This window comes from Chroococcidiopsis sp. SAG 2025 (genome assembly GCF_032860985.1).
GTDB lineage: Bacteria > Cyanobacteriota > Cyanobacteriia > Cyanobacteriales > Chroococcidiopsidaceae > Chroococcidiopsis.
Map to the genome: position 1 here is coordinate 1,070,716 of NZ_JAOCNC010000001.1, position 16,795 is coordinate 1,087,510.

Annotated in this window: 13 protein-coding genes; 10 read left to right on the forward strand and 3 right to left on the reverse strand. The window is 45.3% G+C overall.

Going from position 1 to position 16,795, the window contains the following annotated elements; translation table 11 throughout:
* Positions 1 to 107 precede the first annotated feature (107 nt).
* From N4J56_RS05170 to N4J56_RS05185, 4 genes are all read left to right on the forward strand, one after another.
* Positions 108 to 1,472, forward strand: a complete 1,365-nt coding sequence (locus N4J56_RS05170) for a hypothetical protein (protein WP_317105477.1) — start codon at positions 108 to 110, stop codon at positions 1,470 to 1,472.
* Positions 1,473 to 1,969: 497 nt separating this feature from the next.
* On the forward strand, positions 1,970 to 4,048 hold the full coding sequence (locus N4J56_RS05175; protein ID WP_317105478.1) for a PAS domain-containing protein: 2,079 nt from the start codon (positions 1,970 to 1,972) through the stop codon (positions 4,046 to 4,048).
* A 10-nt stretch (positions 4,049 to 4,058) separates the two neighbouring features.
* A complete protein-coding gene (locus tag N4J56_RS05180; protein WP_317105479.1) occupies positions 4,059 to 4,757 on the forward strand; it encodes a response regulator in 699 nt (232 codons plus the stop codon).
* Positions 4,758 to 4,920: 163 nt separating this feature from the next.
* Positions 4,921 to 5,559, forward strand: coding sequence for a response regulator transcription factor (locus N4J56_RS05185; RefSeq protein ID WP_317105480.1), 639 nt, complete (start codon positions 4,921 to 4,923; stop codon positions 5,557 to 5,559).
* Here the strand turns inward: N4J56_RS05185 and N4J56_RS05190 are convergent.
* Positions 5,548 to 5,973, reverse strand: coding sequence for a nucleoside deaminase (locus N4J56_RS05190; protein ID WP_410500424.1), 426 nt, complete (start codon positions 5,971 to 5,973; stop codon positions 5,548 to 5,550). The two genes, N4J56_RS05185 and N4J56_RS05190, sit on opposite strands and share 12 nt — an antisense overlap.
* 7 nt (positions 5,974 to 5,980) lie before the next feature.
* Here N4J56_RS05190 and N4J56_RS05195 point away from each other — a divergent pair, with 7 nt between their 5' ends.
* The 5 genes from N4J56_RS05195 to N4J56_RS05215 all read left to right on the forward strand — a co-directional run bounded on the left by N4J56_RS05195 (position 5,981) and on the right by N4J56_RS05215 (position 14,740).
* Entirely contained in the window at positions 5,981 to 6,772 is a 792-nt protein-coding gene (locus tag N4J56_RS05195) for an ion transporter (protein ID WP_317105482.1), read from the forward strand.
* Positions 6,773 to 6,964: 192 nt separating this feature from the next.
* Positions 6,965 to 7,708 (forward strand): GAF domain-containing protein, encoded by a 744-nt coding sequence (locus N4J56_RS05200; RefSeq protein ID WP_317105483.1) that lies wholly within the window; start codon positions 6,965 to 6,967, stop codon positions 7,706 to 7,708.
* Between the two features lie 476 nt (positions 7,709 to 8,184).
* On the forward strand, positions 8,185 to 12,888 hold the full coding sequence (gene gltB, locus N4J56_RS05205) for a glutamate synthase large subunit (protein ID WP_317105484.1): 4,704 nt from the start codon (positions 8,185 to 8,187) through the stop codon (positions 12,886 to 12,888).
* Between the two features lie 91 nt (positions 12,889 to 12,979).
* Positions 12,980 to 14,467: a glutamate synthase small subunit gene (gene gltD / locus N4J56_RS05210; RefSeq protein ID WP_317105485.1), complete on the forward strand. Its 1,488-nt coding sequence runs from the start codon at positions 12,980 to 12,982 to the stop codon at positions 14,465 to 14,467.
* 60 nt (positions 14,468 to 14,527) lie between these two features.
* Positions 14,528 to 14,740: a hypothetical protein gene (locus N4J56_RS05215; protein WP_317105486.1), complete on the forward strand. Its 213-nt coding sequence runs from the start codon at positions 14,528 to 14,530 to the stop codon at positions 14,738 to 14,740.
* Between the two features lie 33 nt (positions 14,741 to 14,773).
* Here the strand turns inward: N4J56_RS05215 and N4J56_RS05220 are convergent, their stop codons facing one another.
* Both N4J56_RS05220 and N4J56_RS05225 read right to left on the reverse strand, forming a co-directional pair.
* Complete coding sequence (locus N4J56_RS05220) at positions 14,774 to 15,232, reverse strand: hypothetical protein (protein WP_317105487.1); 459 nt, start codon at positions 15,230 to 15,232, stop codon at positions 14,774 to 14,776.
* 129 nt (positions 15,233 to 15,361) lie between these two features.
* Positions 15,362 to 16,045 (reverse strand): SDR family oxidoreductase, encoded by a 684-nt coding sequence (locus N4J56_RS05225; RefSeq protein WP_317105488.1) that lies wholly within the window; start codon positions 16,043 to 16,045, stop codon positions 15,362 to 15,364.
* 85 nt (positions 16,046 to 16,130) lie between these two features.
* On the opposite strand from N4J56_RS05225, the gene N4J56_RS05230 reads away from it, so the two are divergent.
* Entirely contained in the window at positions 16,131 to 16,754 is a 624-nt protein-coding gene (locus N4J56_RS05230; RefSeq protein ID WP_317105489.1) for a class I SAM-dependent methyltransferase, read from the forward strand.
* Positions 16,755 to 16,795: the final 41 nt, after the last annotated feature.

Here is a 16,795-nt window from a genome sequence, read left to right on the forward strand (position 1 = left end):
GTTAGTTATTTTAGCTCCTCAGTTCCCTTTGCTCCCTCTGCCCCTCTGCCCTTCTGCTGCCTCAGCTCCCTACTCCCTACTCCCTACTCCCTACTCCCTAATTACTGATGTCTACCTCCTCTCTAGTTCAAGCTTTACCTGAAGCATGGCGATCGACAAATGGACTGGCAATTTTGGGTTCGCTCGGCATTCATACCCTACTGTTGGTGGCGCTGCCTTTTGTCTCGCTAGATCCGCAAGAGGTTGATTTACAGAGTAGTATCGGAGTCGTGGAGTTGTCTCCCGAAGAACGAAGCCGCGTACCGCAAGTAGCAGCAGATCCATCTGTCATCCCGCCTGTTAATACTGCTCAACAGCAAGCACCTGCGCCTGCGCAGGGTTTTCAGTCAGAAATCTTACCCCCTCTGCCCGCACCATCACCTTTTTTACCACCACCGCCTGGGACTACGCCAATGTACCAAATGCCCAGTAGCGATTCTTTACCTCCACCTGCGCCTGTCCCTCTACCACCGCCACCTCAAAATTTACTCTCGCAAAATCCTTTTGGACAGCCCCCAGCACCACAGCCAAATCAAGCAAATCAAAATCTCCAAATGCGGCAGATAGCGCCGCCAGCGAATGCCTTACCACCCATTCCCCTGCCTCCCACGCAAGGTTTGCAGCCTAGTCCACCACTAGCGCAACCTCCCAAAAACTCGCCCGATCGCGCTCAACAAGAAAGGATGGCACGGCAAAATGCCCTGGCGCAACGGTTGGCAGCAAATCGCAGTAAAGCCGATACTTCCCCAACGAGCGATCGCGAACGACTTTTGGACGCAGCAGCGCAACAGCAAGTTCAACGAGCCAAAGAACGTGAGGAACGCGCCTCTCGCTTAGCAGCCTCTTTACAACAGCGACAACAGCGTCCATCCAATCCCACACCGACTCCCCCTCCTGCGACAAATCCAAATAGCGATCGCGCCTCTCGCCTAGCAGCCTCTTTACAACAGCGACAACAGCGTCCATCCAATCCCACACCGACTACCCCTCCTGCGACAAATCCAAATAGCGATCGCGCCTCCCGTTTGGCAGCACTTCAGCAACGTCTTGCCCGACCGATCGGCGCTCGACCTGACTTTAAACCCGAATCAGGATCTACGCAGACAATTGCTCAAATTGAAGCCTTGCAGCAACAGTATCAAAAAGTACAACAAGCTTATCCGCAATTTGTCACGGCTGCGCCCATCCGCAAACGAGTTCCTGTATGTAATAAAAAACTCAATGGCGGCGAAGCGATTATTGCAGCACTAACCGATCCCACGGGCAAAATTGTTATTGGACCCGATGTGATTTCTAAAGATAGTCCTAGCGCCGTACAACAAGCTGCGATTCGCTATGTCAAACGCTATCCCTTCACCAAGTCGGCTGCTCCCGTGAATCAAACCTTTCGTCTAGAATTCAGCCACAATCCTAAATTATGTTCTAGCAAGTAGTGCAACAATTCTGTTTGACTCTGCTGCTAAAGTTAGCTGCGATCGCTCAGTCATAGCTAACTAATACAATAATTTTTGGTTAAGGCAAGATCCCCCCTAGCCCCCCTGTTTAAGGGGGAAAATAAAGCCCCCTTGTTAAGGGGGTTGGAGGATCTTCGATTATTCAAAATTACTATAAGTTGCGTCAGATATCACTTGATAATTCCATACACATCTATCTTAAGAAATACTTTTTAACGTTTGTCAATTCGCTATTCCTAGCTTCAGACATCAACATAAGACATAAATAAAATTTCAATCTTCTTGCTTTTTATGTTAGTTCTCATGTGGTATTGGGAATGATAACTATATCGATCTAGGTTGCAATTTTCATGCATCAAATCAATATAGTCGGAATTTCACAAACTTTTTTGGCTCGTCAACATTATTGCTAACAACAACGATCGCGAAACTGCATCCATTTCCATCATCTTTTGTTAGCAATTGGGCAAGGAGTCATGAATCAAGAGCCAACCCCTGAATCCCTGAGTGCAACTATTAGTCAACTGAAACAAATCAACGAACAATTACAGCTTCAAGTTGCAGCACACCAGCGGGCAGAGGCAGAAGTTCGATTTTTGCATGGCATTACCCAGTTTATTAATGAATCTCACGATTTTCACTCTGCATTAGCGATCGCTCTGGAAAAAATCTGTCAGTTTACTGGTTGGCAGTTTGGCGAAGCATGGGTTCCTAGCTCTGACGAGCAAAATTTAACATATAGCCCTGCTTGGTACAGTGCAGACTCAGACTTAGAGCTATTTCGCCGCAGCAGCGAACGATACAAATTTGCTGCCAATGTCGGTTTACCTGGGCGTGTTTGGGTGTCAAAACGTCCTGAGTGGTTGCACATTTCGCAGGAACCAGAAATCGTATTTTTACGCAAATCCATTGCAGAGCAAGTTGGATTTAAAACAGCGTTGGGTATGCCAATTGTTGATAGTGGCGATCGCGTCCTAGCGGTGTTGGTATTTTTCATGTTTGCATCTTGCGCAGAAAATACCCATTTGATCGAGTTGGTCGCAACTATTGCTGTCCAGCTAGGTACTTTGTTACAACGCCAACAAGCAGAAGCAGCACTATATCAAAGTCAAGCATGGCTGCAAGCAATTTTAGATAATTCCACAGCACTAATTTATATCAAAGATTTAGATGGAAAATATTTACTCGTCAATGTCTGGTTTAGCCTTCTATTCTATCCCGATCGCGCTGGGGTAAAAGGAAAAACTGACTACGACATTTTTCCTCCAGAAATTGCTGCTGTCTTACAGCAAAACGATCGAAAAGTTATAGCTGCTAAATCTCCGATCAATTGGGAAGAACTGTTACCGCATGAGGATGACGGTTTACATACCTATCTTTCCATTAAGTTTCCTCTCTATAACGAACGCGGTGAACCTTATGCGATTTGTGGTATCTCTACCGATATTACCGAACGCAAACGTGCTGAAGATGCCCTACGTTCCAGTATGGCGACAAATCGAGCTTTACTCAATGCGATACCAGATTTGATGTTTCGCATCAATCGTTCGGGAATTTTTGTCAACTTCAAAGCCGCAAAAGGCGCTCGCCTGCATCTACCAGCACATGAATTTTTAGGTAAACATTTATCTGAAGTATTTCCTCACGAAATCGCTCAAGCAGTCGATAGTTGTATACAAAAAACTTTATTGACTACCGAAGTGCAAATTTTAGAATGTCAGCTGATTGTAAATCATGAATTCAGAGATTACGAATTACGCATTGCTGTCAGTGCTGAAAATGAAGTCATGGCAATCGTTCGCGATATTACCGATCGCAAGCGAACGGAAGCAGAAATTCGTCTTGCCTTAGTTAAAGAGAAAGAACTAGGAGAACTAAAATCGCGGTTTGTGACGATGGCTTCCCATGAATTTCGTACGCCTCTAGCAACTATTTTATCTTCTTCAGAATTGCTCGAACACTACAGTCATAAATGGAGTGAAGATCGAAAACTCAATCATTTACAAAGAATTCAAACATCTATAAAACATATGACTCAATTATTAAATGACGTACTTTTAATTGGTAAAGCGGAAGCAGGTAAATTAGAATTTAAACCACTATTCATCGATCTCAAACAATTTTGTCATGAAATTGTAGAAGAAATCCAACTAACAGCCAGCGATCGCAAAATTATTTTTCAGTGTCACGCAAACGAGCGGGTGACTGGAATGATGGATGAAAAATTGCTCCGTCATATTTTTATCAACCTCCTTTCCAATGCTGTTAAGTATTCTCCTACGAATAGTCCAGTTAACTTTGACTTAATTAACGAGGGTGAAACAGTTATTTTTCGCATTCAAGATCGAGGAATCGGTATTCCATTAGCAGAGCAAGCAGAAATTTTTAGTAGTTTTCACCGTGCTAGCAACGTTGGAACTATCTCTGGTACGGAACTCGGCTTAGCAATCGTGAAAAAATCAATCGATTTACACGATGGCAAAATTGCAGTTGAAAGTTCAGTTGGCTTAGGCACGATTTTCACTGTAGTACTTCCTTTAAACAAGCAGGTATAGGTACAAAAACATGGCTAAAATTCTTGTAATTGAAGACGAACCAGATGTTAGAAATAATCTCGTAGAACTACTAGAGTCAGAAGACTTTGACGTTGCTAGTTCGGAAAATGGTTTGATGGGAGCGCTATGGGCGCAGCAGTATTTACCAGACTTAATTATTTGCGATGTCATGATGCCAGAAATTGACGGTTATGAGGTACTCGCTGCTCTACGTGAAGAAGCAACAACAGCTACAATTCCTTTTGTTTTTCTCACGGCAATGGCTGATAAAGCAAATGTCCGTCAAGGTATGGAGTTAGGAGCAGATGATTATTTAACTAAACCTTTTACTAGGGAAGAATTGTTAGGAGCAGTTACCACTCGGCTTGCAAAACAGCAAGCAATAGCACAACAATACCAAGCAGAATATCAACGAGCAGAAGCACTGAAACAAAGAGTGCAAGAGCTGCAACAATATATTGAAACAAAAGATGAAGTCTTGCAGCAATTACAGCAAAATTTGTCTAGTACTGTACCGAAACTGAATATCGCGATTAATATTCTCAAGAATCTCACACCTGGCGCGCAGCGCGATCGCTGTTTAGCAATTATTCAAACAGCCTGCGCCGAGGAAATTTCTATGTTAAGTCAACTTCCCTACTCCAAGATTTTTACAGAAGAATTATCAGAGTTGTTACGCCAATGTCAAATTACCAATGAACAAACTTAGAATGTAGTAAGGAGCGAGGAGCGAGGAGTGAGGAGTGAGGGAGAAGAGGGTTATGAGTAGTGAGTGAGAAGAAGTGGCAAGCGGTACTCTGGTTTTTGACTGACGACTGACGACTTACAACTTACAACTTCTCCCTTGTCTCCCTACTATCTTTCTAATTCAAATGATCCAAATCTTAGTGGTAGACGATCAAAGCTTAATTCGCCAAGGATTGAAAGCATTATTGGAATTAGATCCTGAATTAACAGTCGTTGGTGAAGCAGAAAATGGACGACTTGCACTTCAATTAGCTCAAGAATTACATCCAGATGTCATATTAATGGATATTCGGATGCCGTTGATGGATGGCGTTGCGGCAACGCGAGAAATTTTGCAAAAACTTCCGCAGATAAAAGTTTTAGTTTTAACGACTTTTGACGATGACGAATACGTACAAGCAGCGATCGCTCACGGAGCTATGGGGTATTTACTCAAAGATACACCTTCAGAGGAATTAGCCATAGCAATTCATGCCGTACATAAAGGATATACGCAATTGGGACCGGGAATTGTTAAAAAACTCCTGGTATCTCCTCTGTCTGTACCAAAACCTCCCCCTCCACCAGTACTGCAAGAACTCACGCCTAGAGAATTAGAAATTTTACAATTAATTGCAGCGGGGGCAAATAATCGTGAAATTGCTCAGAAACTATTTATTTCTGAAGGAACGGTCAAAAATCACGTTACGAATATTTTAAATCGATTGAATCTGCGCGATCGCACTCAAGCTGCAATTTTTGCGAATACTTTTCTATTTAAATAAATCCACACACTCCTCTCGTAATAAGCCTTTTGTCACTCTAATCTTTCTAAAAGATTTAGCAATTATCTCCTCACACGATAGATCGATCTGCGATTGGTTCACCGAGATCAAATCTTCGATTGAAGCCCCAATTATAATTTCTGATACACCTGCCCATACGCAAACACTCGCACACATCGGACAAGGTTCACCTGTAGCGTATATAGTATATCCTTCTAAAGACGGAGTTTTAATTTTAGCTGTTAAACTACGAATGACATTCATTTCTGCATGAGCAGAAGGATCGCAATCTCGCTTAACCGTGTTATACCCTTTAGCTACGACTTCGTTATCTTTGACAATTACAGCACCGTAAGGAGAATCGCCCTGTTTTGCTTCTGCCAAAGCTAATCGCATAAAATCTTCAGGTGTCATCTGTGTCATGTTACTCAAACAGCGTGTAGGATTTTATTTAGAAGATATTGAAACGCCCGCAGGTCGGACAACTACTTTAATTATTACAGGTCTAGTCCTACTATCTTCTGCTATTTTTGTTGCCGATACATATCAAATTCCTCCTGCAATTCGCAGCCTACTCGATTTTTTTGATACGCTGATTATTTTCATTTTTACTTTAGAATACTTGTTGCGGCTTTGGTGCGCGGAAAACAGACTGCAATATGTTTTCAGTGTTTATTCTATTATCGATCTGATGGCAATTCTGCCGATCTTCTCAGGGATTGTAGATGTTAACTTTAGTTATATTCGCTTGCTGCGATGGTTCCGTATTTTAAAATTAGTTCGTTTTCTGCAAGGGAGAACTTTATTCGGTCGCATTGGCACAGAAGACAGCGTTATATTTGCTAGAATTTTATTTACTCTATTTGCGATCGTTTTTGTTTATTCAGGTTTGATTTATCAAGCCGAGCATTCTATCAATCCACAAGTATTTCATACTTTTTTGGATGCAGTGTATTTCTCAGTTGTCACGATGACAACTGTAGGATTTGGTGACGTAACCCCTATATCCCAAACAGGAAGGTTTCTCACAGTTCTGATGATTTTAACTGGAATTGCCCTAATTCCTTGGCAACTAGGCGATTTAATTAAACAATTAGTCAAAACATCAGATCGGGTAGAGACAAATTGTCCTACTTGTGGGTTAGCATTGCACGATGCTGATGCTCGGTTTTGTAAAGCTTGCGGTACGAGATTAGAGAAGATTCAGACTTGATTCTCTAACAAACCAGTCGCTCTTTCGCACGTCAGCAGCATCTAGCCACCAGTCACCAGTCACTCTCAACTAATAAATGTACTACTTTTGGCATAGGAACATATGCTTGAATCTGAGTATAATAACCCAAGTAAAAAATGTTGTTTTTGTCAAGTTAAGATTTATAGTTCAGTTTCAATTTAGGGTAGTTCTATGGTTTTGTGGGCAGACTACGATAACTTTCCCATACCTTATAAGGGATGGAATGTGGCTGTGGGCGAAAAATACGTAGGTAACAGACAACAGATGGCAACCGCCTTCACAAAGCTATTGGCATGGCTGCGAGAGTATATGTCTGTGGACACTGCTACACTCCTACTACCAGATGAAAATCGGGAAAATTTGCTCGTATATGCTACCGTCGGACTTGAAGAAGAAATTACACAAAAAATTCGTATTCCTATAGGTCGGGGTATTGCAGGTAGAATTGCTGCAAGTAGGAAATCGATAGTGACTGACACTCTATTGGAAGAGGAGATTGTCAGTCCGATTTTACGGCAGAAAGGATTGCGATCGCTCGTTGGCGTTCCCTTACCAATGCAAGAAGGTATGGTTGGGGTTCTACACGTTGGTTCGCTTCAACAACGACAATTTACCGAACGCGACGTACAGCAATTGCAAGTCGTCGTTCATCGTCTCAAGTCAATCATGCTGACAGCACAATTCAACTATTTTTCCTATTCTGCCAGCAAGACAGCTACCCATAACTATAAATGTATAGCTCGAACTCCATTGTTGTTCCAATATCGCTACCAAGTTCAAAATCTATCATCTGCTCTACAGCTGCCTTTAAACAGCTATTGGTCGATCGCAGCGTGCAAATGTTTTCAGATGTCAGTATACATTGACATGCAATTGAGTCATGTCATAAAGAGTAGGGTAGTTTTTTCACCTTGAGATAGTTACGAAAATTAATATCAGAGACGATCGCGTTTTTCGTCAGAATCGATACAATAAGTTTCTTGTAGGAGTCGATTTTGCCTGTGAAGTCAAAAATTAAATTAGTAAATTAGCGATCGCGCGATCGCGAAGGCTGTCTTCAGAGGGAAATCAAAACCAAAATTGATTTAATTTCAAGTGGTTTTGCAATCGTGAAATTTAAAGAATTGAAATTTAAAGAATTGAGATTTTTCGTTAACAAGTGTTTCAGAAATTAGTAGGGGCGCATAGCTATGCGCCCCTACTACAACAGATAACTAATAATTTCCTTAAGAGCTGAACATTTACATCTCTACTCGTTAGAGAATGCAAATTAGAATGCGCCTTCACTATCAGGTGTAAACTTCCTACACCCCATATTCCTGTCAATAACTTCCAACTGCCGACTGCCAATTTCATCACGACCTTTCATTGCCACGGATAAATCGTCAATTATGAATAGCAATCAACTACCACCAAAACAGGGACTCTACGATCCACAGTTCGAGCATGATGCGTGCGGTGTAGGATTCATCGTTCATATGAAGGGCAAACAATCGCACGAAATTGTAGAACAAGCACTCACAATTCTGTTAAATCTCAATCACCGTGGCGCGTGTGGTAGCGAGATTAATACAGGCGATGGCGCTGGAATTCTCTTGCAAGTTCCGCATAAATTTCTCAAAAAAGTTGCAACGGCAAAAAATATTAACCTGCCAGAAGCAGGACATTATGGCGTTGGTATCATCTATTGCGCGCCAGATACCGCAGTCAGGGAGCAGAGTCGGCAGATATTTGAGAAAATTGTGGCAGAGGAAGGTCAAAAAGTCCTCGGTTGGCGTGACGTACCGACAGATAACTCCTCATTAGGTAACACCGCTAAAGCTAGCGAACCGTTCGTACAGCAAGTTTTCATCCAACGTGCTGACAATTTAACCACTGAAACAGATTTCGATCGCAAACTATACGTTATCCGCAGGCGTTCTCAAAACGAGATCCGCACCACGCAGATAGATCCGTACTGGTATCCATCTAGCCTTTCTTGTCGGACGATTGTTTATAAAGGAATGTTAATGCCCGTGCAAGTAGGGCAATATTATCCTGAGTTGCAAGATCCGGATTTAGAAAGCGCCTTAGCACTGGTACACTCTCGTTTTAGTACGAATACATTCCCCAGTTGGGAGCGATCGCATCCTTATCGCTACATCGCTCATAATGGTGAAATTAATACCCTGCGCGGTAATATCAACTGGATGCACGCGCGGCAATCTTTGTTTGAGTCAGAATTATTTGGCGAGGATTTAGAAAAGCTAAAGCCAGTCATCAATATGGACGGCAGCGACTCGATGATCTTTGACAACGTGCTAGAGTTGCTGACACTGGCAGGGCGATCGCTCCCTCATGCGGTGATGATGATGATCCCCGAACCGTGGACGGCGCACGAGTCGATGAGCGAGGAGAAAAAAGCATTTTATAAATATCATTCCTGCTTAATGGAACCGTGGGACGGTCCCGCCTCAATCGCCTTTACCGATGGGACGACAATCGGCGCAGTACTTGATAGAAATGGCTTGCGTCCGTCACGATATTACGTCACCAAAGACGACTTGGTAATTATGGCATCCGAAGCGGGTGTATTGCCAATCGAACCAGAACGTGTAGCGTCAAAAGGGCGCTTGGAACCAGGACGGATGTTTCTGGTAGATATGGCACAAGGACGGATTATTGCCGACGAAGAAATCAAACACCAAATCGTCACCGCACATCCGTATCGGGAATGGTTGGATAAGCATATGGTGGCGTTGTCGGAAGTCGGAAGTCGTAGGGGCGGGTTTAGCGAAAGATTAACAGATGAGGCGAACGACCTTCACTCAAAACCCGCCCGTACAGGAGTCGGGAGTCGGGAAGAAGGGGACAAGGGAGAAAATGCCTCTTACCCCTCACTCCTCACTCCTCATTCCTCACCCCTCATCCAGCGCCAAATGGCATTTGGATACACGTTTGAGGAGTTGCGGCTGTTGTTGACTCCAATGGCAAAGGATGGAGTTGAGGCAGTAGGTGCTATGGGTGCAGATACGCCATTGGCTGTTTTGTCTGACCGTCCCAAATTGCTTTACGATTACTTCCAACAGCTGTTTGCTCAGGTGACAAACCCGCCGATTGATTCGATTCGGGAAGAGATTATCACCTCGGCAGAAACGACAATTGGTTCGGAACGAAATTTACTCAAACCAGAACCAGAAAGCTGTCGATTAATTGAATTGAAAACGCCAATTCTCAGCAATGAAGAGTTGGCAAAACTGAAATATATCAATGAAGATAATTTCAGCTCCGTGACGATTCCCATCCTGTTTAACCCAAAAGATGGGGTGAAGGGATTAGAAATAGCACTGGATGAAATTTCCAGCCAAGCAGACAAGGCAATCGCATCTGGTGTCAATATTATTATCCTGAGCGATCGCGGTGTGGATCGCGATAATGCCCCGCTCCCAGCATTACTCGCAGTTTCCGGTTTGCATCACCACTTAATTCGCACGGGAACCCGCACGCGGGTAGGAATTGTCTTAGAATCGGGAGAACCGCGTGAGGTACACCATTACGCCGTTCTTCTCGGTTACGGCTGTGGGGCAATTAATCCTTATCTGGCGTTTGAGACGATTGAAAGTTTAATTCAGCAGGGTTCGCTACTCGATGTTGACTTCAAAACTGCGTGTAAGAACTACGTCAAAGCCGCAACTAAGGGTGTGATTAAAGTTGCCTCCAAAATTGGGATTTCAACCCTGCAAAGCTATCGTGGAGCGCAAATTTTTGAAGGCATCGGCTTAAATCAGTCGGTCATTGACAAGTATTTTACTTGGACGGCATCGCGAATTGAAGGTATAGATATAGAAGCGATCGCCAAAGAAGCAATTTTACGTCACGGTCACGCCTTCCCAGACCGTCCCACCAACGGACATACGCTGGATGTTGGAGGTGAATATCAATGGCGCAAAGAAGGTGAAGCGCATCTATTTAGTCCGCAGACAATCCATACGCTGCAAAAAGCCGTCCGTGAAGGAAATTACGACAGTTACAAGCAATACGCCACCTTGGTAAACGAGCAAAATCAGCAGTTTTTTACGCTGCGCGGACTATTGCAATTTAAAGCACGTCAGCCAGTTCCAATTGAAGAAGTCGAGCCGATTGAGGCGATTATGAAACGCTTCAAGACAGGGGCGATGAGTTATGGCTCAATTTCCAAAGAGGCGCACGAAACACTGGCGATCGCCATGAACCGGATTGGTGGTAAATCTAATACTGGGGAAGGTGGCGAAGATCCAGAAAGATATACCTGGACGAACGATCGCGGTGACTCGAAAAATAGCGCCATTAAACAAGTTGCTTCCGGTCGTTTTGGCGTAACGAGCTTGTATTTGTCCCAAGCGAAAGAACTGCAAATCAAGATGGCGCAGGGGGCAAAACCAGGGGAAGGCGGACAATTACCAGGACGCAAAGTCTACCCTTGGATTGCTAAAGTGCGTTACTCTACGCCAGGGGTAGGACTGATTTCGCCCCCACCACACCACGATATTTATTCGATTGAAGACCTTGCCGAGTTAATTCACGATTTGAAGAATGCCAACCGTGAAGCGCGGGTCAGTGTCAAGTTAGTCTCTGAGGTTGGCGTGGGAACAATTGCCGCAGGGGTTGCCAAAGCGCACGCTGATGTGGTATTGATTTCTGGCTTTGACGGTGGTACGGGTGCTTCGCCGCAGACTTCAATTAAACACGCGGGGCTACCTTGGGAACTGGGGTTAGCAGAGACGCATCAAACTTTGGTGTTAAATAACCTGCGATCGCGCATCGTTGTCGAAACAGACGGACAGATGAAGACGGGGCGCGATGTTATTGTTGCTGCCTTACTGGGTGCTGAGGAATTCGGTTTTTCTACCGCACCCCTCGTTTCCCTCGGCTGTATTATGATGCGCGTCTGCCACCTCAACACCTGTCCGGTGGGGGTAGCGACACAAGACCCACAACTGCGGCAAAACTTCACGGGCGATCCAGAACATGCAGTTAACTTTATGAAGTTCATCGCCCAGGAAGTGCGGGAAATTATGGCACAACTCGGTTTCCGCACGCTAAATGAAATGGTCGGTCGCACGGACGTACTAGAAGCAAAACAAGCGATCGCCCATTGGAAAGCAAAAGGCATCGACTTGTCAAAGATTCTCTACCAACCGCAAGTTGGGGCGGAAGTCGGGCGTTACTGTCAAATTCCCCAAGACCACGGGTTAGAACAGTCTCTCGACATGACCGTGTTACTCGATGTGTGTCAAGAGGCGATCGAACACGGTAAACCAATCAAAGCCACTCTACCGATTAAAAATATCAATCGCGTCGTCGGCACGATCCTCGGAAACGAAATCAGCAAACGTCATTGGGATGGTTTGCCCGAAGACACCGTACACCTACATTTTCAAGGTAGTGCAGGACAGAGTTTCGGTGCATTCGTCCCCAAAGGCGTAACTCTAGAACTCGAAGGTGATGCCAACGATTACCTGGGCAAAGGACTCAGTGGAGGCAAGATTATTGTTTATCCACCTGTAGAGTCTACATTTGTCCCAGAAGAAAACATCATCATCGGTAATGTTGCCTTCTACGGTGCAACCAGTGGCGAGGCATATATTTCCGGTGTGGCGGGAGAACGTTTCTGCGTGCGTAACTCCGGTGTCAATACCGTTGTGGAAGGCGTAGGCGATCACGGTTGCGAATACATGACTGGTGGTAAAGTCGTTATCTTAGGTACTACCGGACGCAACTTTGCCGCAGGAATGAGTGGTGGTGTTGCCTACATCCTCGACGAGGAAGGCGACTTTGCGACGCGTTGCAACACGCAAATGGTAGGACTGGAAAGACTCGAAGATCCGGAAGAAATTGCGATCGTGCGGCAAATGATTCAGAAACACGCCGACTATACCCACAGCCAGAAAGCAAAGCAAGTTCTCGCCAGTTGGGAAGATGCGATCGCCAAATTCGTCAAGGTAATGCCAAGAGACTACAAGCGCGTACTGCAAGCCTTACAACAGGCGATCGCCTCCGGCTTAAGCGGTGACGATGCCCTCACCGCCGCCTTTGAAGAAAACGCCCGCGATGTCTCCCGCATTGGTGGCAGCTAATTCAGTGACCAGTGACCAGTTACTAGTGACTTTTCTCCCTCTGCTCTCTTCCTTTTTTCACGCACCACGCACCACGCACCACCTTTAAACTATGGGCAAACCAACAGGCTTTATCGAATATCTCCGCGAAGTGGCATCGGAAGTTGCGCCAGTCGATCGCATCCACAACTGGGACGAGTTTCACATCCACATGCCAGAGGAGAAACTTCGCACCCAAGGCGCACGTTGTATGGATTGTGGCGTACCGTTTTGCCACACGGGTACGGTCATCAGTGGCATGGCAAGCGGTTGTCCGATTAATAACTTGATTCCTGAGTGGAACGATCTGATCTATCGCGGACTCTGGCGCGAAGCCCTCGATCGCCTGCATAAAACCAACAATTTTCCTGAATTTACAGGGCGCGTCTGTCCCGCACCGTGCGAAGGCGCTTGCGTGCTGGGAATTAATAACCCTCCCGTAACGATCAAAAATATTGAAAATGCGATCGCTGATAAAGGTTGGGAGGCAGGTTGGATCGAACCTCACCCCCCAGAAAAGCGCACGAGGAAAAAAGTTGCTGTTGTCGGTTCGGGTCCGGCGGGATTGTGTGCCGCAGCACAACTGAATACAGCAGGACATTGGGTCACGGTATTTGAACGCGCCGATCGCCCTGGCGGATTGCTGATGTATGGTATCCCCAACATGAAACTCGACAAGCGGGAAGTCGTCCAGCGCCGCCTCGATATTTTGGAACAGGAAGGCGTAAAATTTGTTTGCAATACCGAAATTGGTAAAGACATCTCTGCGGAAACCCTGCTAAAAGAATTTGATGCTGTAGTCCTCTGTGTCGGTGCGACCAAACCCCGCGACTTACCTATCGAAGGAAGAGAATTGAAGGGAATTTACTTTGCAATGGATTTCCTCACCGCCAACACCCAAGCAATTCTAGATAACCGCAGAGGCGATAATTTCATCTCTGCTGCCGATAAAGATGTGGTAATTATTGGCGGTGGCGATACTGGAACCGATTGTGTCGGTACGTCAATCCGCCACAGTTGCAACAGCATCGTCCAATTGGAAATTATGCCCCAGCCACCCCTCACCCGTGCCGCAAATAACCCGTGGCCCGAATATCCTAAAATCTACAAAATGGATTACGGGCAGGAGGAAGCTGCGGCTAAATTTGGCGCTGACCCCCGCGTATATATCACCACTGCGACCAAATTTGAGGGCGACGAGAACGGCTGCGTCAAAGCCGTCCACACGGTACAAATAGAGTGGACGAAAAACGACAAAGGGCAGTTTGTGCCGCAGCAAGTCCCAGGTACGGAAAGAGTCATACCCGCCCAACTCGTCTTGCTGGCGATGGGTTTCCTCGGACCCGAACAACCCCTAATTGATGCCCTCGGACTCGATCGCGACCCCCGCAGCAATATCAAAGCCGACTATGGTAAATATGCTACCAGCATCCCTGGAGTCTTCGCGGCTGGCGATTGTCGTCGCGGACAAAGCTTAGTCGTTTGGGCATTCAACGAGGGTCGCGGTGCAGCCCGCGAGTGCGACCTCTATCTCATGGGTAGCACGGATTTACCTTATTGATAGGGAGCAGGGAGCGCACGAGCAGGGAGCAGCGACCAACAACCAATTACCAATTACCATATGACAAAAATTTCACCCAGAACTATCTATCACAACCTCAGACTGCTAGAACAGGTTAATGCTGCTACTAGTGCTGTTTACAGACAACTGGCACAAGAAGTATTGGCAGATCCAGAAGTGGAACTCGTCTGGCGACAGGCGATCGCCAATCGACTCAATCACGCCAACCACCTACTAGAAATGCAGACAGCTAACGATAACGATAGTTATTGAGGCTAAGAAAGGTTAACGGTTAACAGTTGACGGTTAACCGTTAACCTCAAAGTCGATTTCTCGGCACTTTGCCTCAGCGTCTTTGAATGCTGCGGCATAATCAGCACCACCTAGCATGACATCGCCATAATACTCGTAAGGGGCAGCGCCGTAGACAGGCAAGGGATCGTCTTCTGGATAGTCTTCTTTTGCTTCTTCTACCGCTGCTTTGAGTTGAGATCCGGTGAGGCGTTGGGCGGGAAAATAGTACAGCGTTTCGGCATGACGATCTAAATGGGGAAAAGTCGGATCGACAATGCGATCGCCTAGTTCGAGCCAGCCATACTCTACCATTTCACACGGCGCGTTGGCAAAGACTAAAAAGCCCTGCACGTAGACTGATTCCTCCATTAACAGCGCCGCTTTATAGGCGTTATCAAAACATTTAGTTGCCTTACTCTTAATCCGTTCGGCAACTTCGATCGAAAGAGCTACATCTAAAATTTTACTCATATCAAACTGTTGTTACATCTCAATCTCGATTCTTGAATGTTTTGACTTTTGTACGGGCGGGTTTACCAATTATCTCTGAGTGCAACCAAATATTGCTGGCAAACCCGCCCGTACGAATGCATGTTTCAATCAAATAGGAACCGTCAACGGCATACCATTATCCTTTGCACTCAATTTAAGTAGAAACGGTACGGCTTGCTTGACCCAATCTTTTATCGCAGTATAAGCCGCTGCTTCTTCTCCATAACAAATTTCCAGCATATCGGTGTGAATAATGCCAGGGTTGAGGGGAATTGCTGCCATTCCTGCTGGTAATTCCTGCGCCAAAGACCTAGTTAGTCCCTCGATTGCCCATTTTGACGCACAGTATGGTGCAACCTCTGGGGAAGTGGAACGACCCCAACCAGAACTTAAGTTGACGATAACACCCCGATTTTTCTCCTTCATGGCGGGGACAAAGTGACGGATAACGTTTGCCACCCCCTTGATATTGACATCGATGAGGCGATCGCATTCTTCAACGGGAATTTGCCAAAGTGGGGCTAGAGAATTAATTATAGCTGCATTATTAATTAGTAAATCTGGCACGCCGTGACGCGAAAGTACTTGTTCTGCCCAAGTTTTCACCTGCTGGTTATCGGCAACGTCTACTACCGCAAAATCGTGCGGCGAATTATACTGTTGACGTAGTTTCGCTACAGCCGTCTCAGAACGGGCGCAACCTACAACTGTCTGTCCGGCTTGAATGAATCCTTCCGTCATGGCAAGCCCCAAACCGCGACTTACCCCCGTAATGACAATCAGCTTACTCATGATGAAACTTGGCGTAACTTTACTTTACTAAAAAACGAGTTTGCAGTAGTAGAAGGCATATTTCCTCCTCAAATTATCTTACGCAATGCTTGAAGCTAATGGACTTGCTTCCTGGTTTCAGGAAGAACAGCAAAAAACCGAAAATTGGTATCTTGCATCTAGCAATCCTTACCAACAGTCAGGTTGGGGAAGCACGCCCGAACGCTGGCGCTGCGGACGAGAGGTAATTTTAGCGGCGGTTAACAAGAATGGGAAATTTTTAGATATAGGCTGTGCCAACGGTTTATTGCTAGAAAGCTTAATGCAATGGGCAAGCGAACAAAAACTACAGTTGATTATTCCATATGGAATCGATATTTCGTCCCGCTTATTAGAACTTGCACGTCAGAGACTACCAGATTTTACTAATAATTTTGCGATCGCTAATGCCTTATACTGGCGATCGACAACTCAATATGATTTTATACATACCTTATTAGAATATGTTCCTTCTCAGTTACATTCGGATTATATTCAGCAGCTTTTTAATACTGTGAAACAGGGAGGAAGATTAATTATCAGTAGTTACAGTAACCGCAGTCGTCAGCAACAAACTTTTGATATTGTTCAATATCTTAAACAACTTGGCTATCCTGTAGCAGGAAATGCTAGCAGTCAAGAGCAAGATGGTTGGATATTAACTCGTGTTGCATGGATGGAAAAGCATTAATTAAACCTAACTTTAAACACAAAGCTATTTTGACCGTTTGG